We start from the raw sequence: 23,340 nt of genomic DNA, 5'->3' as shown, positions 1-23,340 counted from the left end.
TAACAGTTGATTCTTTTTTTGTATTCTTGAACTAACCCTTAAAATTAACGTTTACAGGTTAGTTATGTCAGGTTATAATTGTTGGTAAATAAAGGAGGAGAACGATGGATAATATAACAGCAACTAAGCAGAAAAATCCTCAACCAATAAGTGTACGATATTTTACAAAAATGAAAGGGAAAGGAAGAAGCCCATTACAAGTAAATGTAAAGGACTCTTTAACGGGACTACTAGGGGGATTTTTAACAATTCTTACCTTAACATATTTAACGAGCATAACCTCTACAGAATTATTAATGGCTCCATTTGGGGCGAGTTGTGTATTAGCGTTTGGAGTTTGGAATGCGCCATTATCTCAGCCGCGTAATATTATTGGAGGACATTTGATTTCAACTTTCATCGGTCTATCAATATATCATTTGTTTGGGAATGAATATTGGACAATTGCTTTAGCGGTGGGGATGGCAATAGCCGTTATGATGTTAACGAGAACGACGCACCCTCCAGCAGGCGCCGATCCGATTATCGTTATTTTAGGGGCAAATAGTTGGAGTTATTTAGTAACACCAGTTTTAATTGGCTCCGTTGTTATTGTAGTTATTGCTTTATTCATTAATAATATGAGTAGTAAAAGAAATTATCCAACTTTTTGGATGTAGTTTGTGAAGTGAAAAATAATTTAAGTGAGTATTCTATTCTTACTATGTTTTCATTTCACATACATTTTAGTTTACAAAGAAAAGACACCCATATAAGAGTGTCTTTTCCAATAGTTTTTTAGCAGAAGCAAGAAGCTCCAACGATGATTAATAAAATAAACAATACAACTAATAGTGCAAATCCTCCAGAAAAACCGCAGCTTCCACCGCAACTACCGCCAAATCCCATAATAGTTCCTCCTTTAATAAGAGGGGAAAACAAAGGGTCACTCGTGTTTTTTAACGGATTCCATTTACTTTATGTTTTGAAGTATAAACATGAGCGGGTCCTTTTGAAAATAAAAAAGACACCTTGAGGTGCCTTTTGTCCAATGTAATTTCATTAATATTCGTTAGCATAAAACTCTTTTATTAATTTTATTTCATTTGTATCTGGATTAAACTTAAATATTTTAATTTGATTAGATTCGTCTTTGTATGCAAATGTATTCTCACCAACTTGGGTCATATTGCTCGTGTTTACGATAGGTTCACTACCGTGATCAGTGATTTCCACAGTTTTCTCACGATCCCAGAATGCAATGACAATAATCAAAACGATAAGACATACACGTATAAAACGTAATTCTCTTGCAACAGGATGTTCCATCTGTTAGTCTCCTTTACTGTTTGATAGATTCTGTTTATAAAAGAGATAATTCCTAGGAATAGAATATAAATAAAAAAGACACTTTAAATGATGTGCACCCCAATTGTTAGACACAATTAACAATTGGAGGTGTATTTTTTTATGGGAAAGTTTTCTCCTAAAGAAAAGATACAGATAGTAAAACAATATTTTAATGGAATAGATGGTGGAAAAAGGCTTGCTAAATCTCTAGGGATTCATTCTAGTGTAATTTATCAGTGGATCAAACAATATGAGGCATTTGGAGAAAAAGCTTTTGAAAAACGCTATACAACTTATTCGCTTCAGTATAAACTAGATGTGCTTAAATATATGGATACGCAAGGGACATCTATTAGAGAAACAGCGGCAATTTTTAATATTTCCTCTCCTGAAATAATTCGTAGATGGAAAGTAGCTTATGATTCAAATGGTGTGGATGCCCTACGTTCAAAGCGGAAGGGACGTCCAGCTATGAAAAATAAGAAGGTTAAGGTGCAACCCAAAAAAGATACAGTGCTAGTTGAGGGGTCTATAGAAGCACTACAAGCAGAAAATGAACTTTTACGTATGGAAAATGATTATTTAAAAAAGTTAAATGCCTTAGTTCAGAAAAAGAACAAATCATAGATCAAGACAGAGCACAGGTAATTTATGAATTAAGGCACGAATACAAAATCATCGATCTTGTGAAAATCGCTGGTATTGCCCGCAGTACGTACTATTACTGGATTAAACAAATGGAACGTCCAGATAAATATAAGAACATTAAAGAATTAATCCAAGAGATTTTTGAAGAGAATTATGGTAGATACGGTTATCGTCGTATCACATTAGAATTACGTAACCGTGGATATATATTAAACCATAAAACAGTTCGTCGTTTAATGAATATTATTGGATTAAAATGCATGGTTCGTATAAAAAAATACCGTTCATATAAGGGAGAAGTAGGGAAATTCGCAAAGAATATTTTGAAGCGTGAATTTAATGCATCTAAGCCTAATGAAAAGTGGGTAACAGATGTCACTGAATTTCATCTCCATGGTAAAAAACTATATTTATCTCCTGTTTTAGACTTATATAACGGGGAGATTATAGCTTACAATATAGAAAATAAACCTGTGTATTCACTTGTATCAAAAATGCTTAATAAAGCCTTTACACGCTTAAATGATGGAGAAACTCCTATTCTTCATTCAGATCAAGGATGGCATTATCAGATGAAGATATATCAACAATCACTAAAAAAACATAAGGTTATCCAAAGTATGTCCCGTAAGGGAAACTGTTTGGACAATGCAGTCATAGAAAACTTCTTTGGCTTATTAAAATCTGAATTATTCTATCTTAAAGATTTTGAAAGTATGGAGCATTTTAAGATAGAATTAGAGAATTATATTCATTATTATAATCACAAAAGAATTAAAGTGAAGTTAAATGGAATGAGTCCAGTACAATACCGGACTCACATCCAATCAGTCGCTTAACTTCTTTGTCTAACTTTTTGGGGTCAGTTCAAAAAAGTGTCTTTTTTATTTTAGTTATGCGCATTACTTAATAAGACGCTAGTTCCTCAGTCTGGCTATGAGTAACTATGTAGGGTGATTTCATTATAACATTTTAACCAGTAATGGGTCTATATGGAATTTATTTGATTTTAATTTTGATTATTCATAACTATTTGTTAAGTGTTAGATGAAGGAACTAAGCTTGTTTTAGAAGAGTATTTAGATGAACTTGATATAGGTGCTATGTCTTATACATTGGTCTTGCGGCAATACAACTGGAGAAAGGGGAGGTTTGCATTAATCGAGCGAGGGGAAAATCGTGAGCTTTGGGAAGAAGCTGATGTAGAAGATTATGAAGAGAGAAAGTTTTACATACATTAAAAGCACAGCTGATAAAGTGTAGAGTTATATTTCCCTTTACACGAACATAACGGTATAATATAGTTAAGTTAAGTAAACTTAACTATTAAGTGAAACGAAATAAAAGCATGGAGGATGCTATGACTAGAACGTATAAAGAAGTAATTAATGAAATGAATCGAGCCTATACGGAACTCTATATTTTACTATTTCAAGATTTAAAGGATGAGTTCGGTCTTACTGGGCAGCAAGAGAGCATGTTATTTCATATTCATTTAAATGAAAACACGACAGCAAATAACATTGCGAGTACGTTTAATATAACGAAAAGTGCTGTGAGCCAAGTTTTATCGAAATTGGAAAAACAACAGATGATTTCAAAACAAGTAAACCCTAATAATAAAAGGGAGTATTTTCTTACACTTGGTCCAAAAGGTAGTAAGTATATAGAGCGGTTGTCTGAGTTAGATGATGTATTAATTGAGAAATACTTTTCCAAAATCGATATAAATGCCCTAGAGCAAATGACCGATACGTTAACGAAAATAAATAAAGTGATATTAGAAGAAAAGCAGAAGGATATTGATTGTAATGAGTAAGACTCGAGATGAAGCATTTAGTAGAAAGGAGGAGAAGCGTGTTATGAGTTACATACCAAATATGATTACGATAGCAAATTTTGTGTGTGGACTTTTGGCTATTCACGCTGTTTTCGTTCACGATATGTATGGTGCAGTTATGTTCATTATTACAGGTATGGTCTTTGATCTGTTTGATGGCATGGTCGCTCGGAAATTGGATTCTGTTTCGGAAATAGGCGGAGAGCTAGACTCATTTGCGGATTTAGTTACTTTTGGTGTGGCACCGTCTATTCTTGCATATAGTGCTTCGTTAAAAGATTTACAGTCTATCGGGATGATATGTGCCCTCGCGTATAGTATTTGTGGAATGCTTCGGCTTGCGAGGTTTAACACACGGCAAAGCAAACTCCCAACATTCATCGGAATGCCCATTCCATTTGCGGCGATGTGTATCCTCATTTTATGCCGCCTAAATAATCCAGTTTCCGTGGCATTTGGTACATGCGTACTCGCTTATTTAATGGTGAGCAAAATCAAATTTCCTCATTTTAAAAAAGATATAGCTGAAAGCTTGAAGCCTGAAAGATTGGATTGATGATACGGAACTACAATGAGAAAGATAAAGGAGAATAACATGATTCGTATGGCACTAAGATCGTTCAACATACAAATGTATTGTTTGCTAGGCGTAATGTTATTGGGATGGTTGATGACACCTTTTTCAGCCCAGTTTGTAGGGATAAGTATTGGCCTTTTGGTGAGTATGTACTGCGCCTGGATTTTAGGAAGGCGTATTGAAAAGTTCGGAGATAGCATTGTAAAAAAAGAAAAAGCACCGATGCTCGGAATGATGAATCGGTTCGCAGCCGCAATACTAGGTGCGATTATTATGTATGAAATAGAACACCATGAATTCATGTGGACATTTGCTGCTGGAATCATGGGGGGATATTTCTTGGTTATTATTAATTTGGGGTATTACAGTATGAGGGATGCGGAGGAGTAAAGAAAAGACACCCTAAGGTGCCTTCCTTCGACTTGAACCATTTTCATTTAATACGAATCTATCCGTATTACCCCTTTGTTATAAATGTAAACACACCCTATAAAACAGAATCATCTATATACACCAGATTGTTAGTTCATAAAATACAAGAAATTTGAGATTAGTATCGGAGTAACGCCACATCCCCTAAAATGATTGATATGTTACGCCTATCAAAAGAATCTGCTTTATAGAACGTGTCCACAGTTTATATTTTACTATATTTAATATTCATTAAGTGTATTTTTTGTTAATATGTATAATTACATAAAGTTGAAGGCGAAAGAGAGTATGCTTTCGTATTGTGTAATGAAGAAAAAACACTTTAAGGTGCCTTCTTTCGATTGGAATCATCTTAATTGTATTGCGTCGTTATCATATAAGAAAAAAGACATCAATTAAGATGTCCTTTTTTCTTTGTAAAATTGGTGTTAAGAAGGTATAACCTATGAATAATATAACAATCATCGAGTAAGTTTATTATAGCAGCGATAAATAGGGTTTTTATATGTAATATTACATATATATAGATTTATTTATATTTTATTTGTATATTTTAATTGTCTGTTCCTTGTTTTAATTCGTTTAGTTATATTATTTTTTGAGTGCTCCAGCAATGGAGCCTTTTTTTAGTATTCTATTTTGATGATGTTCCATAAGATTAGCACCTTTTAAAGCTGTTTTTATATAAAAAGCCTTTAACTTGTAATTATAGCTAAAGGCTCTAAGTGTCATACTTTATAGTTTATAAAATCTTATAAGAAGAATAACCAGTATTTTATATAGAATTTATCCCGCTATTTGCCGGGCTGCCTGTAAACGCCCAAGTGGTGAGAGCTGATTAAAGTTTCACTTTATAATGTTTTTTATCCAATTTGGAATTGAAAATGTACTAGCTTGATAATGAAGCTAGGTTATTAGAAGTGAAAAATTTTAGTTTTATTATAATTAATAGAAATGAAAGTAGTGTAAATATAAATCCACTCCAAATAAGTTGATGAATACCTAAGTTTGAAATGAACCAGCCTCCAATAGTTGTTCCTAGAGTAATTCCGAGATTTGAGAATGAAACGAATAGGCTATTACCAAATTCGGGTGCTTCTCTTGCTTCACTTATTAACCATGTTTGACCAACAATTAATCCACCAGCATGCACGATTCCCCAAATGAATACCATAAAAATCATTGGAACAAGATAAGAACCTAAATAATAAACCAATATGTAAACAATAGAATATAAAATAGGGAACGATATTACTGTATTTACTATGCTTCTTTGCAAGAGACTACCAAATAAATGATTGCCTAAAATCATAACTATACCAAATATGAATAGCATGACACTGATGAGAGATCCATTCATGGAAGTTACTTTTGCAAGGTACTCGGCGAAGTAGCTGTATACGGAAAACATAGCTGCAAAAAGGAATGTGATGGTTAAAATATTTAACCATAATCCTGGTTTGCCGAGTATACGAATTTGTTTGCCGAAAGACATTTTTTCTTTAACGGGCATAGAAGGAAGTGAGATTAGCATTCCAATGAATGCAAGGGCGTTAATAAGCGCTCCGAATAAGAAAGCAATTTCTAATGAAAATTGATCTGCAAGGTAAGAGGTTAATGGTACACCTAGTGCAAAGCCAACCGTAATTCCCATGAAAACTTTTGTAACCGCTTGACCACTCTTTTCAGGAGGGGCAAGTTTAGCAGCTGTTACAAGAGCGATTGAAAAGAAGAGTGGGTGAAGTGCTGCTGGTAAAATACGAAAAACAAGCATGATTTCAAATTGTGTTGTATAAGCGTAGATTATATTTGAAATAACAAAAACAAAGATGACTGTTAATAAAATTATTTTGCGATTAATACTAGAAATGAGCAGAATTAAAAACGGACCAGAAATAGCAACGACTAGTGCGAATATACTTACTAAAAATCCTGCTTGTGCAGTTGAAATGCCAAATTTCTGAGTGATTTGTGGTAATACGCCGACAATACCCATCTCGGTAGTAATAATTCCAAACACCCCTATTGCTAGTGTAAGAATAAGTAAAAGACTTACTTTTTTCATTTGTAAAACTCTCCATTCTTATTATTATTTTGAAAGTAAAATCGATTTATTAAAAAAGAAATGAGCATGATTGGATGTCAATAGTATTAGAATTATGTAATGTTAAATACAAAGACAGATATCTAAATAACTAGATATGATATGTTAAAAAAATGCTCCTTTCTATGTTTCTTACTTTTATAGGTAGCGAAGTTTTAAAAAGAATGTATTGGACAGCTATATAAAAGTAGAATGTGTGAAAGCAAATAATCGATTGGTAGGTTGATTATTTGCTTTCATTTTATAATTCGTTTTGAACGTATTCAGAAAACTCTCGTATTGTTTTTTCATTTCGGCGATAGTAGGTCCATTTTCCAATTCGGTCAGATTGTAGTAAACCTGCTTTTTTCATAGTTAATAAATAACTAGAAATAACCGATTGGGCTAAGCCAGTTTTAAGCTGGATATCTCCTACGCACACTCCAACTTGAAAACTAAGGCCTTGCTCTAGATAAGCTTTTTCATCGAAATGGTTTTCTGGATTTTTCAACCATGATAAAATTTGACATCTTGTTTCATTTGACAATGCTTTATAAATTAATAAAGGTTCCATAAGGATATTATATCTACTTTTATAGATTTGTAAATGGGTTTGTGTGATTTTAAGGGAAGAAGGTATAGTTGATCCCCTCGAATAGGAACAGGGTGCTCTTGATCTGTACCTTTTGTAAAGGACATTCTAAAAAAAGTTAGGCAACCTAAAAAAGATGATTTCTGTATGCAAACAGGAGTCATTTTCTTTAAATTCTATTGATAGCAAGAGTGATTATAGTACGTCATATATTTCTTAATTTCATGTGTTAACTGAACAAACGATTCACATGAGTTTATATATGCTGCATCGGTTAAAGTATTACAGGTAAAAATGATAGTATTGTTAGGTTTAAGCATGTTGTTGCCTAGCTATCAATGGCGGATTCCTAAGAAGAGTAATAATAAAACCCAACTGAAGATTTAAGAAAAATTTTATGTTTATCCCACTCTTTATTTTAAAAGTTTTTCCTATCCTATAAATGACTTACATCATGAAGGAGACTAAAAAAGACAAAGTCATAGATGAAAATGTAAAGTTAGGGGATTCTACATGCATACAGGAGTTTTGATTAGTTATTTGTATACGTATTTTTTTACTATAATTTTTTGTATTGTGTTTCAAATTGGATTTTATTTTAAAGCGAAAAACAATATATCTATTCGGCATTTTTTATGGGTGTATGTTTTTCTATTCTACCTTTCGCTAGTGTATAAGGTGACGCAAATCGCGACTGTATGGGATATAAGTAGATATGAAACGTGGATTCGTGTAAGTCAAATCAACTTGACTCTATTTGATACGGTAGGTAGTACTACGTATCTTTTGAACATTGTACTGTTTATGCCGTTAGGTTTTTTATTACCGACTATTTGGCCGCAGTTTAGAAAGATAAAAAACACCGTATGCGCGGGATTCTTTTTTTCATTGGCAATTGAGTTAAATCAATTACTAAATAATAGAATTACAGATATTGATGATTTATTTACGAATACCCTTGGGGCAATTATTGGGTATGTCTTATATAAAGTATTATATACAGCGTTATTTAAATTGATATTGAAAAGAGAGGAAAAAAAGCTTGATACAAACTCGTCTCTAGTCATAAAATACGAGGCTGTTTTTTGTTTAGTGTGTTCATTTGTAGGTGCGATGTTCATTTATTATCCAGCTTTATTTGGAAGACCTGTAATCATTCAGTGAGATAATATGAAGTGACCTCCTAGATTATCAAGTCAGGGATTTTAACCCATAATAATGAATGAAAACATTATGAATGGGGTTATACCCTATGATAATAGGAGGCCACTATGGAAAATATAATATATATTGGGATGGATGTCCACAAGGAAAGTTTTAGCTTATGTGCACTACACGGAACAACTGGGGAAATTGTAAGAGAAGCACGATGTGCTTCAAATGTATCTCTCGTAAAAAAATTCGTTGAGAAACTGAAAACAAAATATGGTGAAGATATAAAAATTAAAGCTGGATATGAGGCTGGTTGTTTAGGGTATTCACTTCATAATCTTCTTGAACAAAATGGAATTGATTGTGATATTTTAGCTCCCACAACAATGTACAGTTCATCAAAAAACAAAATGGTGAAAAATGATAAATTCGATGCCAAAATGATTGCTCTTAATTTAGCAAATGGCACCTATAAAGAAGTATATGTTCCAGAAGAAGAGGATGTTGCCGTGAAAGAGTATATCCGCATGTTAGGTGATTTTAAAACATCTTTGAAAAAAATAAAACAACAGATAAAAGCATTCCTTTTAAGACATGGCTATGTGTATGAAGGGAAATCAAGCTGGACAATCGCTTATATGAAATGGTTAAAGAATCTTGATCTACAAGGATTATTCAAAGAAACGTTAGGCGAATACCTATTACAGTATGATGTTCTAGTCGATAAAATTGAGCGGTTCAGTTTGAGATTAGAAGAATTATCTCATCGTGAAAGGTACGAAGAACCAATCGCAAAGTTAAGATGCTTAAAAGGTATAGATACAACATCGGCAATGACTGTTCATGTGGAAATTGCAGACTTCACTCGTTTTCCCACGGCTAAAGCATTTATGGCTTATGTAGGATTGACGCCAAGCGAAAGCTCAAGTGGAGAGAAAATCAGTCGACGTTCGATTACAAAACAAGGAAATTCGACCGTTAGGTCTACTCTTGTAGAATGTGCAAATGCGTTGGTAAAAGGAGCAATCGGATTAAAATCGAAGCGAGTGAAAGCAAGACAAAAAGGGCAACGAAGCGAAGTGATTGCTTATGCGGATCAGGCTGTAGAAAGGTTACAAAGAAAATATTATCGCATGATATATCAAGGGAAGCCTAGAAATGTTGCCGTTACAGCTATCGCAAGAGAACTGGGGTGTTTTATATGGGGATTAGAAACAGGTAAAATTCACCGAAAATAAAGAGGGAAGGATATGAAGTTGATTGATTCATAGTTAGAAATCAAAGGTATCAATTGATGGCATAGATGAGCTTCAGAGATAGTGAATTACAGGTCTGGCTATCTATGACTCACCTCTTCTGGCATGGCTGAAATTCTGATAAACAAGCTATTTATTAGAATTTGAAAAGGTGTGATCCACGCAGTGAGATTATAAGAGCCTAACGACGAACCATTAACCTGAGGTAACCAATCCACGAATAACAGAGTGGTTAACTGTCGATAGATCTTATTTCTGAAGCTTTTGTATGCCATCAAGAAAAATATTATGGGTGAAAAACTATTGACAAAGGTCACTTCATAACAGGTGAGTATGAATTTCTTTTGAACGCTCGAGCGATATTTCAATTTGTAAAAAGCCTTTAACTTGTTATAGTTAAAGGCTTTTATCATCATAATTTTTACTTACCAATTACCCACTCTAACATCCGCCTTCAACCACTTCACCCAATCCAAATCCTCTACCTTAAGCAAACTGAGAGAAACACCCTTCATATCTAAAGAAGTCAACAGCGTACCAACCTTTACGAACTCCACATGTAATCCTTCCAGTTCACACAAACGGCGAATGTCATTTGCGAAAATGTATTGTTCCATTAATGGAGTTGCGCCGAGTCCATTAATAAGGATAGCGAAGTTGTCTCCTTTTCTCCAGCGGTAAATACTTTTTAGTTTGTTCATCAGTTCAATCGCTAATATTTCAGAAGAGGATAGTGCTTCTTTACGGTAACCTTTTTCTCCGTGAATGCCGACGCCATAAAACACTTCATCATCGTTTAATGTGAATGAAGCTTTTCCTTTCACTGGATCGTTGGCAGGGGAAAGGGCAACTCCTAATGTGTGTAAGTTTTCAGTAATAGAACGGCCGAGTGCTGTTAGTTCTTCTAAAGAATGTCCTTCAAGAGCGGCCGCACCAAGTATTTTTTGAACGAAAACAGTGCCAGCTACGCCGCGTCTTCTTTTATTAAAAGAAGCATCATCTTTAATTGAAACGTCGTCATTTACGATGATGTGGTCAATTTTTCTTCCTTCTTCTTTAGCAATTTGCTTTGCCGCTAGAAAGTTTTCAACGTCATCTTTAAAGTTTTTAATGATGAATAAAATATTTTTATCTTTCGGCATGAGGCGAGTTGCCGCCACAATTTGTTCCACTGTAGGCGGAGTGAAGATGCTTCCGTTTACTGCTGCCGTAAGCATTCCTTTTCCTACATAGCCAATATCAGCGGGTTCATGTCCGCTACCACCGCCGCTTATTATAGCAACGTTTTGCTTCAGTTTTTCAATATCTTTTACATAAATGATGTTATTTGTTTCGTCGTAATTTACTTTGTCGTTATGTTCAAAATAAAAGCCATGCATCATATCTTGAACAATATTTTGTACATCATTCATAATCTTTTTCATTGCTTTTGCCACCCTTTAATTACTTTGCTGACTGCTCCAGTAATAGTAGTAATTGATTGTTTATCATATTTTTCATGAGAGAAGACATAATGGATGGATTTACTTCGCACTTGCTTTCAATCCAATCTTTTATCGTTCCAACGAAGCCGTGACTATAAAAGGAGGCAATCGTATTTTTCGTTTCAATAGAAAGAGTTAAGCCACAGTTCACGGATAGTTCATCAATAATCTTCATATATAAGTTTTTCGTGTGCTCAAATAAATAGTGATTAAACGAGTTTTGTTCAATGACTTTAAAAGCATTTCGGTAAAATTTTTGATTTTCGTAAAAGTAATCAAATAATAAATCGAAAATGTTTTCCCATGTTTCATAATCGAGAAAGTCGATAATGTTTTCTTTCGTTTCTTCTCTATAAATCCAGCTTAATAGTTCAAATTTATCTTTAAAATGATAATAAAAAGTTTGCCTACGCATTTGACAGTGTAACATAATATCGCTCACTGATATTTTATGAAACGACTCTGTTTCCATTAAATATTTCAATGAGTTCGCGATTATTTTTTTAGAAATTATAGAAGAGGTCATCTGAATCATCCCTAGAATGTTAGTAATATAAAAATCCTATCTATAAATGAGAGCGGTGTCTTTAGACAGATTGTCCATTTTGTCCGTTTACTATAAAACGCTTTCATTTTAACATGAGTAGTAAGAAGAAGATTTCAAATATATCACAATATATTAAAGGAATTGAGGGATAATCACAATGAAAAAGATTATAAACAAACCAGAAACATTAGTAATGGAAATGTGTAACGGAATGGTTATGGCTCACCCAGAGCTTGAACTTTTGAAAAAATATAAAGTTATTAAGAAGAAAGAAATGAACGAAAACAAAGTAACGTTAATTAGTGGCGGCGGTAGTGGCCATGAGCCGGCACATGCAGGATTAGTCGGAAAAGGAATGTTAGATGCGGCGGTGTGCGGAGATGTGTTTGCGTCACCTTCACAAATTCAGGTGTATCAAGCGATTAAAGAGACAGCTAGTAAAAAAGGAACGTTATTAATTATTAAAAATTACAGCGGCGATATTATGAATTTCAAAAACGGAGCTCATTTAGCGACGGAAGATGGAATTGAAGTCGACTACGTAAAAGTGGATGATGATATTGCGGTAGAAGATAGCCTATATACAGTAGGACGCCGCGGCGTTGCGGGAGTTATTCTCGTTCATAAAATTGCCGGCGCAGCAGCGGAAGAAGGTATGGATTTAGGAGCGGTGAAAGCTGTAGCGGAAAAAGCAGCGGCTAACGTGCGCACAATCGGTTTAGCGTTAACTTCTTGTACAGTTCCAGCGAGCGGATCACCTACTTTCACACTTGCGGAAGATGAAATGGAATACGGCGTAGGTATTCACGGCGAACCAGGAATTAAGCGTGAAAAAATGCTGTCAGCAGATGAACTAGCTAACCGTATGACAAATGATCTTGTAAAAGATTTAGGAGTAAAAGATGGCGAGGAAATCGCACTTCTAGTTAACGGTTTTGGCGGAACGCCACTGCAAGAACTTTACTTATTTAACAACGCAGTGACGAGAGAATTAGCTGCTAGAAACATTAAAATCAATAGAGTATTCGTCGGTAACTATATGACAAGTATCGATATGGCTGGCATGTCTTTAACAGTGATGAAGTTAGATGATGAGTTAAAAACATTACTATCAAAAGAGTGTAATACACCAGCGTTTAAAGTAGATGGGCCAGTTGAAAGTGTAGAGTACGTGAATGTGCTTGAAGAGACAGAAGAGAAGGAAGTTTCCTTTGAAATAGAAACGGCGGAAGAGCACGCTGTTATTAAGGATAATGTTATTACATTAAACAACATGATTTATCTCGTTGATAAAATGAGCGACGTTATTATTAAAAACGAAGTACCGTTCTGTGAGTTAGATACACACGCAGGTGACGGCGACTTCGGAATGAGTGTGGCAAAAGGATTTAAGCAATTAAAACGTGAGTGGCATTCTATTGTAGATCAAGAGAACGTAACGATTGGGTCATTCCTTGACGGTTGTTCAATGATTATTATGGAACATTGCGGCGGCGCATCTGGTCCAATTTGGGGTGGTGCATTCCGCGCAGCTAGCAAAGCAGCAGGAGAAAAACGTGAGCTAACAGTGAAAGAATTCGCTGAAATGTTGCAAGCAGCACTTCAAGGTATACAATCTATCGGAGAAAGATCATTTGGTAGAGGAGCGGTAGTTGGTGACAAAACACTTGTTGACGCGCTTGCTCCATGTGTAGATTCTTGGTTAGATAGCGCTTCAAACGAAGAAGACATGAAAACTGCTTTTGAAAAAGGAGCAGAAGCAGCAGTTAAAGGAGCGGAGTATACGAAAGAAATCGTAGCTCGCATGGGCCGCGCCGGTACAGTTGGTGAAAGAAGTTTAGGATATCCTGATGCAGGTGCACATGCGCTTGGAGTTATCTTTACGGAGATTGCTGGTAGTTTGAGATAGGATTAAGAAGATCCCTTCTACCTTAAGGTAGAAGGGATCTTCTTAATATTGTTTTTTGATATGTATATTGCTAAATATGTTCCAATAATTGATCCTATTGTATTAAGAATAATATCATCTACATCAAAAGAACGACCTATAAAAGGAACTAGTATTTGGAGAAGTTCAATTGAACAACTTACTCCCATGCATATAAGTATGTTTATGGTTAATTTATTAACGAATTTTATATATAGCATGAATGAAAATGGGATAAATAAAACAATATTCCCTATTATATTTTTGAAAGAGATAAATATTGATTTGTTTTCAACAAAATCAAACATACTATAAAAAGGTATATAGTTATGTATTCTATTTATAGTATATAGTTCTGGATCTAGTTTTATTGGGAATATAGTTAAACTTATTATAAATATAATTGAACTATAGAAAGTGAAATTAAGAATCTCTTTTTTATGTTCAATTTTAGTTTTATTTATTATTTTATAACTAATAAATAAAAAGTAAATTATGAGAAACAATGTTATAAAACCTGTGTTTTTTAATTCCATTATTTTCATCTCCAAAATGATCATTCGCTAATTAATTTTTTAATAGATCAATTATTTTTGTTCTTTTTTTACTGAATACCATTATAAACAGTACTAAAATATTGATTGTTAGTATTAAAGTTAAACTAAACCATAGAGGTAAATTAAAAGTTGGTATTGTTCCTAAGTTCATAATTTTCAAAGTGATAGGGATAAAGACTGTTGTTAATTTCATAATTAAGTTTGAAAAAATAATTCCTAGAAGAAATCCGATAGTTGCAAATAAGGTATATTGAATTAAGAATGTCAAAAATATTTCCTTCCAAATAAACCCGGATATATAATAAATTATCATTTCTTTAACTCTTTTTTGCATATTTCTTTGGATAAAAAAGTATAAGCTTATGATTATTGAAAGTTTAACTATAATAAAAATTAGTAACTACTCAGCCACCTTTCGGTGTCTTTTTTAAATTTTACTAGTTTCATATGCCTCCCATTTGTAAATACTGAGTATATCAAACAGGGGAGGTGAATCTTATGGTCGATCGAAAAATTATTTTAGATACATATAAAAAAGGACCTGAAGCTGTTATTTCTTTATTTGAAGAAACATTTTCTAAGTTAGAAAAACGTATACAAGAACTAGAAAATGCTTCAAAAAAAAACTCCAAAAATAGTCATAAGCCACCTTCTACAGATGGTTTGGGTAAGCCCGTTACAAAAAGTTTGCGCAAACCGTCTCATCGTCAAACGGGTGGCCAGTTGGGCCACAAGGGACATACTCTTGGTTTGACAGCGACTCCAGATCATACGATTACACATTCTCCTACATATTGTACTTGTTGTCATACTTCCTTGAACCACGAGCCTGTAAAAGGGTATCGCATTCGCCAAGTGTATGACTTACCACCTATTCAGATCGAAGTGACAGAACATAAAGTAGAACAGAAAGAATGCCCACATTGCCATTCTATCCAAGAAGCCCAATTTCCTTCGACAGTATCTCGTCCTGTTCAATATGGTCCAAATATAAAAAGACTGATTCCCTATTTAACGCATTATCAATGCATTTCTTTGAAGCGAACAAAAGAATTCTTTCAGGATTGTTTTGGACATTCTATAAGCGAAGGAACCCTGGTAAATCATACACAGGCTTTCGCTTCTCAATTGCAGCCATTCATAAAAGAAGTAAAGGAAAAGATTCTGCAGTCTCCTGTTGTCCATTTTGATGAAACTGGTATGCGTGTAGAAAACAAAACACAATGGTTACATACTGCCAGTACACCGGAGGTGACATTGCAACATATTCATCAAAAACGTGGAAAAGAAGCAATGGATGCTGGAGAAATCTTGCCATCTTTTTCTGGAATTGCGATGCATGATGGTTGGAAATCGTATGATGCGTATACAGATTGTCGTCACGTTTTATGTAATGCCCATCTCTTACGAGATTTACAAGGAATTATAGATAGTACTGGAGAACAATGGGCACAACAGATGCAGAAATTTCTAACGCAAGCGTTGACGATGAAAAAGCAATCCGAAGGTACCATGCCAAAAGCGACGCAAAAGAATCTGTTTATTATGTATCAATCCATATTGAAAGAACAACAGATTCTTTCCACGAAACAAAAGAAGAAAGGAAAGCAGACGCCTTCTCAAAATTTATGGAATCGCTTCGTCAAGTATTCTGACAGAATTCTAGCGTTTTTAGAACATCCAGCCATTCCATTTGATAACAATCAAGCAGAACGGGATATTCGGATGACGAAAGTAAAACAGAAAGTGTCTGGGACTTTCCGAAGTAAGAAAGGCGCAGAATCTTTTTGTCAGATACGAAGCTTTATGAGTACCATGAAAAAACAAAAACAATCGGTCTTACAAGCGATAAACCAAGTCATAGAAACTAGAACGGTTCCTTGGAATAACACGACTTCATAAGAGAATTTCTCTATTTGGCATAGATTCTTTCTCTGATTGGAGTATTTTCTTTTCATGTTTTCGAATCGGAAACATGTATTTGGCCTGTTTTTTTATTTGAAGAAGCTGAGTAGTTACAAAAATTATTAAGAATAAATTTGTTATTTCTTCATGGCGTATTCGATAAAAATAATTTTGTATAAATAGAATAAATTTAAAATTGAAATATAATCCAATCGTTCCAATTGTATTATATATAATAATCCAAATGTATTCGTTAGAGATTATAAATGAATTTTTGATTTGTTTATTGATAAGCGTAAACATTTTTTTGTATGTCATAATCTTACGTCTTAGTTAATTTAGTCGGTTGAATTTTCGCGATTTTAAACAAGGAAATCAGACTGCTTAAAATTGGTATTGTTATACCTAATATAAGACAGATGATATTAGATAATATAAAATCGTTTATATCAATTTTAAAATCAGCAAAATATATAGTAAGAAATTTATTTGAGAGAAATTTTATTATTAGTAGTAGTGACCCAGAAATAATTAGATTTAACAATACACTTAAACCACTAATAAATAGAGTTTCTATCGAGAAACATTTTAAAATATCTAAATTTAAATATCCTACGGTCTTTAAGATACCAATTTCATTCATTCTTTCTCGTATTGATTCTAAAGTATTTGAAATTATATTAAATATAGAAATTATTAATGTTAGTGACAAAAGCAAGAAACCTATCATCTTTATATAAGAATGAATATCTTTTATGTCTCCAAGCTCTGATTTTAAAATAACGTTAAATTTTTCTTTTTCAATTATGCTTTTTATGTTGTTCAAATTTTCATATTTGTTAACTACTACAGCCATATTTTGTACATTAGTTTCTTTTTGGAAACTAGTATTTAGATTTAGTAAATCAGAATAAGGAATATAGAATGTGTCAGGTGTATCAAATGTAGTTGTTGGATCATATACACCTACTACTTTGAATTTATATTCCCCATATGTATGACCAGTTTGATTGTATATTTTATATTTTAATGTAATATATTCCCCTATAAAATCTGCACCATTTAAAAAATTGTTTTTTTCTTTAGTTAATCCTATTTCATAACCTAGAGGATCTAAGGAAAATTCAGTTGGTATAAGGGCAACGTTCTTGGAGTTTTCATATATTCCATTTCCTTTTACTATATTGGGTGAAATTTTATCTAATGCGGGTTTAAGGAATATCTCTCCCTTGGTTAGATTTTGATTTTTTTCAATCTGAACTTCTCCGCCATTATTACTAATCCAAGGATAAATTTTAATAATATCTTTATGGTTATTGAATTTTTCATAAATTTTCTCTTTGTTATCATCGCGTGTTCCTGTTTCTACAATTAAAGTTTTGAAATCAACAGTATTAAGTAATTTTGTTTGTATGAAGTTGTTGAGTCCGTTTGATATACAAGTGGTTAATGTTAATAATATTAAAGCAATTGTTGTAATTAATATATTGATTGTATTTTTTTTTCTTCTTCTTAATAAGTTAACTGTAGCTAATTTTATATAAAGCTTTATTTTCAATGCTTTTCCTCCAATTCCCCATTTTTTAACTCGTAAATTGTATCGGTATAATTTTTCACGCTTTCATTATGAGATATAACAACAACTGATTTTCCTATATTCACTAATTCTTTGAATATATTAAATATATTTGATTCATTTTCTTTATCTAGATTACCTGTTGGTTCATCTGCTAAAATACAATCTGGATCGTTAGCTAATGCTCTTGCGATTGCTATACGTTGCTGTTCTCCTCCAGATAATTCATTTGGGAAATGATGTTTTCTATGCTCTAAACCAACTAATTTTAATAACTCATCAGCTCTTATTTCCATATCATGATAATTGTATTTTGGATTAACATACATTGGTAACATTACATTTTCATTAGCTTTCAATAAATTATTTAGGTGATATGATTGAAAAACAAACCCTATAGTAGACATTCTTAAAAATGCTGCTTCTTTAGGTTTTAAGTTAGAAGTTTGTTTCCCATTTATATATATTTCTCCTTTGTCTGGGATATCGAGTAATCCTAATAAGTGCAACAATGTACTTTTTCCAGCGCCAGATTTCCCAACTATAGAATAAAAATTATTTTTTTTAATTTCTAAATTCACATTATCTAGTATGACTAAATTATCTTTATACTCTTTATAGATGTTATTTGCATAAATTAATGTATTACTCATAAAATACTCCTTAGTATAGATTAAAAACCAAGTATTTGTATTTAAAACACAAATACTTGGTTTTTGGTTTATTTTATCTTGAAGACATTACTACAGGATCAGCTGTCAATCCTTCTCTATCGGATGTACTAAAGTGGTAGAAGTATTTGCCGCTTTTTACATATCCTAAATTTTTATTATTAGTGTAATATCCAGTTAGATTTACTATGCCGCTAGCGTGTGTAGTATGTGACCATGAACCACCAGTGCGAACACTAGTGCTTACACTAGTATGATTTCCACCTTCTTTATAACTAGTTGGTGTCATTTTTATATTATGAGTTCCTGCAGAAAAACTTCTTTTTGCTCCGGTTACCGTTGAGTTTGAGCTTATATCTAAACTTGAAGAATATGAGCTAGCTGAAGCTACAAGACTTCCTGCTAGTAGACATGCCACGAATACACTACTTCCTAATGCAAATCTTTTTTTGTTTTTCATTTTTTTCCTCCTCATAAAAAATACAAACCAAATTTGGATGTTATTATTTTGATACGACTTATAAGAGCTCTATTAGAATATATAGAAATAACGATATAAAGTAAATAGGGTTCACGTCACATGCCCATCAACTTAAGGATAGACACAATATTAACTTTTGTTCATTTGAACTTAAACTTTCCCCACAAGGGAGCCAGTTATTAAATTTCAGCACGCCAAATAACCCCTAACGGGTTTCATTTTTTTCTTATGCAACTTTCTTTTGCTTGCAACATCCACTATACTCATAGATAACACCCATGATATCAAAGACGGTTTTCTTCTCGTATCGATGAGATTTCCGCCCGTTTTTCTCTAGAAGGTGGAACAGGCGGATTAAAAGCTTTGTTATCTCTTGGGTGTCTTTCTGTATAGCTTGATAGAGAAGAAATAGATGATCTTGAATCATTCCAATCGCTTTATATTCACTTAATTCCTTTTGCTTCTTCTGTAACAACAGTTGACGCATTTTAAACATCGTAGAAGAACATAAGAAAATAGCAATCAGTTTCCCATATAAATGGCACTCTATTCGTTCTCGTTTGACAGTGCGACAATGATCAATATCAAATAATGATTTCCACGTTTTAAAAACAATTTCAATCTGCCAACGTAAGGAGTAGAGTTCATGGACTTGCTTCATCGAAACCCACTCCCACGGAGTGTTGGTTACATATACATTTAGCCCAGATAATATTTTGCTTTTTTGTGAATACGGTTTTCCTTTTTTCTTTTCACTTTCTATTTGTTTTTTCTGTCGTTCTCGTAATTGCTGTTCTGTTAGACGATACAGGACCAATCGGGCAAACAAAACTTTTTGATCTCCAACATAAACATTACCTACTTCATAAGTTTCACCAGGTAACAAGCGTCCCACCATCATTTCTAAATTGACTTTCATATATTCTGTTTGTTTTTTGATGTCCCCATTTTTAAAGTATTCTGGGTTTGGATTTTTTACATATACATTCGTATTTAACTTTAATCGAGAAATATAATAGGTCCCACGTTGATCCATTTGATCTAAGTCCTCTAATGAAAAATACCCTAAATCACGAATACATAAATCTCCTGGTCGTAACGTATCTAAACATTCCGTTCCGAATGTTTTATCATTATTTTTTCCAGGCCCCACTTGGAAATTCAGAAATTGTCCACTATGTAAATCATATTCTAATTGAATTTTAATCCCAGCTGTTTGCGCACAACCACCTGAACCAGGATAGATATGTTCTAAAGTATTAGGCACTTGAAACATGGTGGCATCCATGATACGAATACGTTTAAAATAATTATAAAGATGATTAGAAATATGAGTTTGCTCACAGATTTTTTGTTGTAACAACAAAGAGAAAATATGCTTTAAAAATAACACTGATTTTTCATTAAAGCGTTTATTTAAGCCCTCGGGGCTAAGTACAGTACCTGTAACTGCGTGAAGCCTACTACATAATCGGACTAAAGGATCACTGGCCACTCTTTGGCTAATCCAAACACAAATAGTAGCTAAATCTGATCCTGAAAATTTGCGTTTTCTCTTTACAAATTTCATCTCTCTTGCGAGTTTTTCCAAAAAATCAGGTGTGATATAGCGCTGTAATTCTTCTGCAAATGGCTGTAACTCCTCTTGAATCGAGCGATTCATAAAAAAACGTCACCCTTCCTTATAGTCTATTAAGAAAGAATAACGTTTTTTTGTATTTGGGGGTAGTAAAAATGCTTAAGTTGATGGGCATGGGTTCACGTCATCAAAAGTATAAAATTGTACCTTGTGTCACAATTTAGGCAAGTTTTTGACATATTTCAATTGATTTCCTGTACCTTTTGGTATGTTAAAAATCCTTAATCCGTATAACGGCTGTAATTTAAATAAGTTTATTATTAACTATAGTTTGTAGAATATAAGGGGATTTTTAATGAAAAGCATTCTATTCATTTGATTATCTTGTAGTAAGCGAAAAACGTGAGCTAACAGTGAAAGAGTTCACTGAAATACTGCAAGTAGCACTGCAAGGCATACAATCTATCGGTGAAAGATCTTTCGGTAGAGGAGCGATAGTTGGTGATAAAACGCTTGGAGTTATCTTTACGGAGATTGCGGGTAGTTTGAAATAGGAATTAGCAAGTCCCTCTGCCTTAAGGTGGAGGGATTTTTATATAGTTGATATGTAGAAGACTTCTTTCGGTGCTCTCTCTGTAAAATATGAGTTTGTTACTATTTTTGATAAAATCTTATTTCAAAACTACAACTAATATTTCTCAACATTAATATATTGAAAATAGTTAGAATATTCAAGGTGATCATTTATGAAGAAATATATTATAAAAAAAGGGGGAATTTATTTTGTTACGTCGTTTATCTATTTGTACAGTACTAACAGCTTTTATGTTTACTTTGTTTACATTTAACGGCTCTGCTTTCGCGGCTACGAATGCTACTGAAAATGAAACGGTAGTAGCAGCTTGTGCAAAGGGAGGTACGGTAGGTGTATATGGTGCAAAGATGCGCAGTGGTTACACTGTTGGATCACCTGTCTTACATACATTTAATGATGGTACGAAAATTACTGGAACATGGGTAACCGGTGAATATGTTCAAGGTCATTACAGTAATTCTAAACAGTGGTTAAAAGTTACATATAAAAGGATGACAGGTTATGTATCCCATACAACATTATATAACGTTTGCTCATAAAACTATGTACTATAATAGCTTTTGATGTATTGAGCTAATCTCTTCTAGGGATTAGTTCTTTTTTGTCTCTTAATTTTTAATGGAGCATTTTTTGAAAAAAACCAACGATTCATTAAATCGATGGTTTTATGTTTATCCCGCATTAACGGGCAGTAAGACCCACACCTCAAAATTCAGCGGAAGCAAAGAAGTTAGGTGGAGGATCACCTGCCCGTAAACGCCCCACTGATTAAAGTTTCACTTTATATATTATTCATTTGTATCTATATCAAATTTTCCGGTACTTTTTGCTTATTTGAGAGATTTCTTCAATCAAATTGTATTTTAGACTTAGTTTTTTTGTGATTGCAGCTTATCAATTTTCCAGTATGTTTGTAGAGGGTCTAAAGAGCTTTCAATATAAAACATATATTCATCTACGGTACCTGGTGCTTCAAAAGCTATTTTCAATTCTACCGTTTCATTTGGTTTAACTTGTATATCAGAAGGGTTTTGATCAAGCACCTTTCCTTTATAGATCTTTCCGTCTTTTTCATCTTTTAAGTTATATTTTAATTCTGATAGTCCAATCGTTTGACCTCGTACATTTTTTACAGAGACATTAACCATGACGGAATCGTTGCTAGCATTTAAATATGCACTTTGAACAGCGGCCAAGTAATAGCCTCCCTTAACACTCTCGCCAACTAATAAAATACCTTGTTCCAAGCGGCTCATATCTTCCTTTTCTTCAAAGTTTATTAATTCTTCATTTACATTTTTTGCGCTTGGTTCTTCTATTGGAGCATTTTCAACGGCACTATCTGTTTTATCTTGTGTGCAAGCAGCCGTAACACTGACTAATACTAGAATGAAAGTAAGTAATATAGATAATTTTCTCATAAAATTTATCTGTCTCCTTAAGTTTCTCAATTTTGTGCAGCTATACATATAAGATTAACATAATGTCTCATTATTGGCACAAAATAGGGGTGGGTTAGACATCTTATTCTTTTTAATTTTAATATACATTCGATTGGTTCTCGCGATATTTGTTAATCTTTTAAAACATTAGCTTAGTAATACCGAGGGTTATTATAGATATATTAATCATATAATTTGTCCATATCAAAATGAACGTTTTTTGCATCTAATATATTGTAAATATATTTTATTTTGAAAGGATGTGATTATATGGCTCATAAATCTACTGGGGTGTTTCGAGTTCCAGTTTCTGAAAATGGGATTATTCCAACTGCTCTCAACATTATGTTAAACAATGATTCACGCTGCCATACTAGTAATGTAACGGTAACTGTTAAGAGAAGCCGAAACACTTTTTTCCCAACTCAAAATGAATTAGTTGAAATCTCTCGTACTTTTGTTTCTTTAGAACCAAACAGAACAACTAAGATTGTGTTGTTTACTCCAGAATTCCAAATAGAAGATTTCCTTGATGTCATCATTAGTGGAAATAAAGATGATGTTAAGGATGTTCTTGTATATTCTTTCTTAGCAGATTCAGTAGGGCATAATCTGCCATCTACTGTTTTCAGAAATGCAGAATACACTTTTGCTTGCTGACACCGTG

25 protein-coding genes and 2 pseudogenes are annotated in these 23,340 nt (G+C 33.3%); 13 read left to right on the top strand and 14 right to left on the bottom strand.

Annotated elements, in window-relative coordinates:
- Positions 1–104: 104 nt before the first annotated feature.
- On the top strand, positions 105–659 hold the full coding sequence (locus MHI28_RS12685) for an HPP family protein (RefSeq protein ID WP_000368846.1): 555 nt from the start codon (positions 105–107) through the stop codon (positions 657–659).
- 118 nt (positions 660–777) lie between these two features.
- On the opposite strand, the gene MHI28_RS12680 is transcribed toward MHI28_RS12685, so the two are convergent.
- The gene (locus MHI28_RS12680; protein ID WP_000505686.1) at positions 778–888 is read right to left on the bottom strand and encodes a YjcZ family sporulation protein; all 111 of its coding nucleotides are present in this window, start codon (positions 886–888) and stop codon (positions 778–780) included.
- A gap of 153 nt (positions 889–1,041) precedes the next feature.
- Complete coding sequence (locus MHI28_RS12675; RefSeq protein WP_000400973.1) at positions 1,042–1,308, bottom strand: YmzC family protein; 267 nt, start codon at positions 1,306–1,308, stop codon at positions 1,042–1,044.
- 141 nt (positions 1,309–1,449) lie between these two features.
- On the opposite strand from MHI28_RS12675, the gene MHI28_RS12670 reads away from it, so the two are divergent.
- From MHI28_RS12670 to MHI28_RS12650, 5 genes and pseudogenes are all read left to right on the top strand, one after another.
- Positions 1,450–2,816 (top strand): IS3 family transposase gene (locus MHI28_RS12670; protein WP_327947199.1). Its coding sequence is split into 2 segments (ribosomal slippage): positions 1,450–1,912 and positions 1,912–2,816, totalling 1,368 coding nucleotides; the frame shifts between segments, so codons are not numbered across the junction.
- Positions 2,817–3,023: 207 nt separating this feature from the next.
- Positions 3,024–3,268: pseudogene (locus MHI28_RS12665) on the top strand (hypothetical protein); the annotation flags it as partial.
- A gap of 69 nt (positions 3,269–3,337) precedes the next feature.
- A complete protein-coding gene (locus tag MHI28_RS12660) occupies positions 3,338–3,796 on the top strand; it encodes a MarR family winged helix-turn-helix transcriptional regulator (RefSeq protein WP_000198951.1) in 459 nt (152 codons plus the stop codon).
- Positions 3,789–4,373 (top strand): CDP-diacylglycerol--serine O-phosphatidyltransferase, encoded by a 585-nt coding sequence (pssA, locus tag MHI28_RS12655; protein WP_000047835.1) that lies wholly within the window; start codon positions 3,789–3,791, stop codon positions 4,371–4,373. Before MHI28_RS12660 ends, pssA begins: the two co-directional genes overlap by 8 nt.
- 39 nt (positions 4,374–4,412) lie before the next feature.
- Positions 4,413–4,784 carry an ATP synthase subunit I gene (locus MHI28_RS12650; RefSeq protein ID WP_086396963.1) on the top strand — a complete coding sequence of 124 codons (372 nt, stop codon included), beginning with the start codon at positions 4,413–4,415 and terminating at the stop codon, positions 4,782–4,784.
- A 931-nt stretch (positions 4,785–5,715) separates the two neighbouring features.
- Here MHI28_RS12650 and MHI28_RS12645 read toward each other — a convergent pair.
- The 3 genes and pseudogenes from MHI28_RS12645 to MHI28_RS12635 all read right to left on the bottom strand — a co-directional run.
- Entirely contained in the window at positions 5,716–6,891 is a 1,176-nt protein-coding gene (locus tag MHI28_RS12645) for an MFS transporter (protein WP_340828014.1), read from the bottom strand.
- 280 nt (positions 6,892–7,171) lie between these two features.
- A complete protein-coding gene (locus MHI28_RS12640; protein WP_000433538.1) occupies positions 7,172–7,483 on the bottom strand; it encodes an ArsR/SmtB family transcription factor in 312 nt (103 codons plus the stop codon).
- A 194-nt stretch (positions 7,484–7,677) separates the two neighbouring features.
- Positions 7,678–7,779 (bottom strand): annotated as a pseudogene (locus tag MHI28_RS12635) (TetR family transcriptional regulator); the annotation flags it as partial.
- Positions 7,780–8,014: 235 nt separating this feature from the next.
- On the opposite strand from MHI28_RS12635, the gene MHI28_RS12630 reads away from it, so the two are divergent.
- Positions 8,015–8,665, top strand: a complete 651-nt coding sequence (locus MHI28_RS12630; protein WP_000556849.1) for a VanZ family protein — start codon at positions 8,015–8,017, stop codon at positions 8,663–8,665.
- 107 nt (positions 8,666–8,772) lie between these two features.
- A complete protein-coding gene (locus tag MHI28_RS12625) occupies positions 8,773–9,891 on the top strand; it encodes an IS110 family transposase (RefSeq protein WP_277548338.1) in 1,119 nt (372 codons plus the stop codon).
- A gap of 443 nt (positions 9,892–10,334) precedes the next feature.
- Here MHI28_RS12625 and dhaQ read toward each other — a convergent pair whose 3' ends face one another.
- The gene (gene dhaQ / locus MHI28_RS12620; protein ID WP_000723389.1) at positions 10,335–11,333 is read right to left on the bottom strand and encodes a DhaKLM operon coactivator DhaQ; all 999 of its coding nucleotides are present in this window, start codon (positions 11,331–11,333) and stop codon (positions 10,335–10,337) included.
- A 19-nt stretch (positions 11,334–11,352) separates the two neighbouring features.
- The gene (gene dhaS / locus MHI28_RS12615) at positions 11,353–11,919 is read right to left on the bottom strand and encodes a dihydroxyacetone kinase transcriptional activator DhaS (protein WP_000204218.1); all 567 of its coding nucleotides are present in this window, start codon (positions 11,917–11,919) and stop codon (positions 11,353–11,355) included.
- A gap of 178 nt (positions 11,920–12,097) precedes the next feature.
- On the opposite strand from dhaS, the gene dhaK reads away from it, so the two are divergent.
- Positions 12,098–13,849 (top strand): dihydroxyacetone kinase subunit DhaK, encoded by a 1,752-nt coding sequence (gene dhaK / locus MHI28_RS12610; RefSeq protein WP_000720763.1) that lies wholly within the window; start codon positions 12,098–12,100, stop codon positions 13,847–13,849.
- Positions 13,850–13,866: 17 nt separating this feature from the next.
- On the opposite strand, the gene MHI28_RS12605 is transcribed toward dhaK, so the two are convergent.
- The gene (locus MHI28_RS12605) at positions 13,867–14,403 is read right to left on the bottom strand and encodes a VanZ family protein (RefSeq protein ID WP_000421102.1); all 537 of its coding nucleotides are present in this window, start codon (positions 14,401–14,403) and stop codon (positions 13,867–13,869) included.
- A gap of 31 nt (positions 14,404–14,434) precedes the next feature.
- Positions 14,435–14,809: an FtsX-like permease family protein gene (locus tag MHI28_RS12600; RefSeq protein ID WP_327898941.1), complete on the bottom strand. Its 375-nt coding sequence runs from the start codon at positions 14,807–14,809 to the stop codon at positions 14,435–14,437.
- Positions 14,810–14,922: 113 nt separating this feature from the next.
- Between MHI28_RS12600 and tnpC the strand changes: the two genes are divergently transcribed.
- On the top strand, positions 14,923–16,326 hold the full coding sequence (gene tnpC, locus MHI28_RS12595; RefSeq protein WP_100910632.1) for an IS66 family transposase: 1,404 nt from the start codon (positions 14,923–14,925) through the stop codon (positions 16,324–16,326).
- Positions 16,327–16,651: 325 nt separating this feature from the next.
- Here the strand turns inward: tnpC and MHI28_RS12590 are convergent, their stop codons facing one another.
- The 4 genes from MHI28_RS12590 to MHI28_RS12575 all read right to left on the bottom strand — a co-directional run bounded on the left by MHI28_RS12590 (position 16,652) and on the right by MHI28_RS12575 (position 20,720).
- Positions 16,652–17,887, bottom strand: a complete 1,236-nt coding sequence (locus MHI28_RS12590) for an ABC transporter permease (RefSeq protein WP_002162901.1) — start codon at positions 17,885–17,887, stop codon at positions 16,652–16,654.
- Positions 17,884–18,558, bottom strand: a complete 675-nt coding sequence (locus MHI28_RS12585) for an ABC transporter ATP-binding protein (protein WP_000072424.1) — start codon at positions 18,556–18,558, stop codon at positions 17,884–17,886. The genes MHI28_RS12590 and MHI28_RS12585 overlap by 4 nt, the downstream gene beginning before the upstream one ends.
- Before the next feature lie 73 nt (positions 18,559–18,631).
- Entirely contained in the window at positions 18,632–19,036 is a 405-nt protein-coding gene (locus MHI28_RS12580) for a hypothetical protein (RefSeq protein WP_000791393.1), read from the bottom strand.
- 247 nt (positions 19,037–19,283) lie between these two features.
- The gene (locus MHI28_RS12575) at positions 19,284–20,720 is read right to left on the bottom strand and encodes an IS4 family transposase (protein ID WP_340828013.1); all 1,437 of its coding nucleotides are present in this window, start codon (positions 20,718–20,720) and stop codon (positions 19,284–19,286) included.
- 329 nt (positions 20,721–21,049) lie between these two features.
- Here MHI28_RS12575 and MHI28_RS12570 point away from each other — a divergent pair, with 329 nt between their 5' ends.
- Both MHI28_RS12570 and MHI28_RS12565 read left to right on the top strand, forming a co-directional pair.
- Positions 21,050–21,190 carry a hypothetical protein gene (locus tag MHI28_RS12570; protein WP_000657807.1) on the top strand — a complete coding sequence of 47 codons (141 nt, stop codon included), beginning with the start codon at positions 21,050–21,052 and terminating at the stop codon, positions 21,188–21,190.
- A 229-nt stretch (positions 21,191–21,419) separates the two neighbouring features.
- A complete protein-coding gene (locus MHI28_RS12565) occupies positions 21,420–21,770 on the top strand; it encodes a hypothetical protein (RefSeq protein WP_000946196.1) in 351 nt (116 codons plus the stop codon).
- Positions 21,771–22,100: 330 nt separating this feature from the next.
- On the opposite strand, the gene MHI28_RS12560 is transcribed toward MHI28_RS12565, so the two are convergent.
- Positions 22,101–22,652 (bottom strand): hypothetical protein, encoded by a 552-nt coding sequence (locus tag MHI28_RS12560; protein ID WP_001228900.1) that lies wholly within the window; start codon positions 22,650–22,652, stop codon positions 22,101–22,103.
- A 291-nt stretch (positions 22,653–22,943) separates the two neighbouring features.
- Between MHI28_RS12560 and MHI28_RS12555 the strand changes: the two genes are divergently transcribed.
- Positions 22,944–23,333 (top strand): hypothetical protein, encoded by a 390-nt coding sequence (locus MHI28_RS12555; RefSeq protein WP_000940658.1) that lies wholly within the window; start codon positions 22,944–22,946, stop codon positions 23,331–23,333.
- Positions 23,334–23,340: the final 7 nt, after the last annotated feature.

Source organism: Bacillus sp. FSL K6-0268, assembly GCF_038005425.1.
Classification (GTDB): Bacteria; Bacillota; Bacilli; order Bacillales; family Bacillaceae_G; genus Bacillus_A; species Bacillus_A thuringiensis_S.
The sequence above is the reverse complement of the archived record's forward strand: the minus strand, read 5'-3'. Positions and strand labels throughout refer to the sequence as shown.

Excerpts from the sequence above, each read along its gene's own strand:
- MHI28_RS12630 (WP_000556849.1), top strand. The coding sequence starts at position 8,015 with ATGCATACAGGAGTTTTGATTAGTTATTTGTATACGTATTTTTTTACT.
- MHI28_RS12640 (WP_000433538.1), bottom strand. The coding sequence starts at position 7,483 with ATGGAACCTTTATTAATTTATAAAGCATTGTCAAATGAAACAAGATGT.
- MHI28_RS12560 (WP_001228900.1), bottom strand. The coding sequence starts at position 22,652 with ATGAGAAAATTATCTATATTACTTACTTTCATTCTAGTATTAGTCAGT.
- MHI28_RS12555 (WP_000940658.1), top strand. The coding sequence starts at position 22,944 with ATGGCTCATAAATCTACTGGGGTGTTTCGAGTTCCAGTTTCTGAAAAT.
- MHI28_RS12645 (WP_340828014.1), bottom strand. The coding sequence starts at position 6,891 with ATGAAAAAAGTAAGTCTTTTACTTATTCTTACACTAGCAATAGGGGTG.
- MHI28_RS12685 (WP_000368846.1), top strand. The coding sequence starts at position 105 with ATGGATAATATAACAGCAACTAAGCAGAAAAATCCTCAACCAATAAGT.
- dhaK (WP_000720763.1), top strand. The coding sequence starts at position 12,098 with ATGAAAAAGATTATAAACAAACCAGAAACATTAGTAATGGAAATGTGT.
- MHI28_RS12575 (WP_340828013.1), bottom strand. The coding sequence starts at position 20,720 with ATGAATCGCTCGATTCAAGAGGAGTTACAGCCATTTGCAGAAGAATTA.
- tnpC (WP_100910632.1), top strand. The coding sequence starts at position 14,923 with ATGGTCGATCGAAAAATTATTTTAGATACATATAAAAAAGGACCTGAA.
- dhaS (WP_000204218.1), bottom strand. The coding sequence starts at position 11,919 with ATGACCTCTTCTATAATTTCTAAAAAAATAATCGCGAACTCATTGAAA.
- MHI28_RS12605 (WP_000421102.1), bottom strand. The coding sequence starts at position 14,403 with ATGGAATTAAAAAACACAGGTTTTATAACATTGTTTCTCATAATTTAC.
- pssA (WP_000047835.1), top strand. The coding sequence starts at position 3,789 with ATGAGTAAGACTCGAGATGAAGCATTTAGTAGAAAGGAGGAGAAGCGT.
- MHI28_RS12675 (WP_000400973.1), bottom strand. The coding sequence starts at position 1,308 with ATGGAACATCCTGTTGCAAGAGAATTACGTTTTATACGTGTATGTCTT.
- MHI28_RS12625 (WP_277548338.1), top strand. The coding sequence starts at position 8,773 with ATGGAAAATATAATATATATTGGGATGGATGTCCACAAGGAAAGTTTT.
- MHI28_RS12585 (WP_000072424.1), bottom strand. The coding sequence starts at position 18,558 with ATGAGTAATACATTAATTTATGCAAATAACATCTATAAAGAGTATAAA.
- MHI28_RS12680 (WP_000505686.1), bottom strand. The coding sequence starts at position 888 with ATGGGATTTGGCGGTAGTTGCGGTGGAAGCTGCGGTTTTTCTGGAGGA.
- MHI28_RS12580 (WP_000791393.1), bottom strand. The coding sequence starts at position 19,036 with ATGAAAAACAAAAAAAGATTTGCATTAGGAAGTAGTGTATTCGTGGCA.
- dhaQ (WP_000723389.1), bottom strand. The coding sequence starts at position 11,333 with ATGAAAAAGATTATGAATGATGTACAAAATATTGTTCAAGATATGATG.
- MHI28_RS12650 (WP_086396963.1), top strand. The coding sequence starts at position 4,413 with ATGATTCGTATGGCACTAAGATCGTTCAACATACAAATGTATTGTTTG.
- MHI28_RS12660 (WP_000198951.1), top strand. The coding sequence starts at position 3,338 with ATGACTAGAACGTATAAAGAAGTAATTAATGAAATGAATCGAGCCTAT.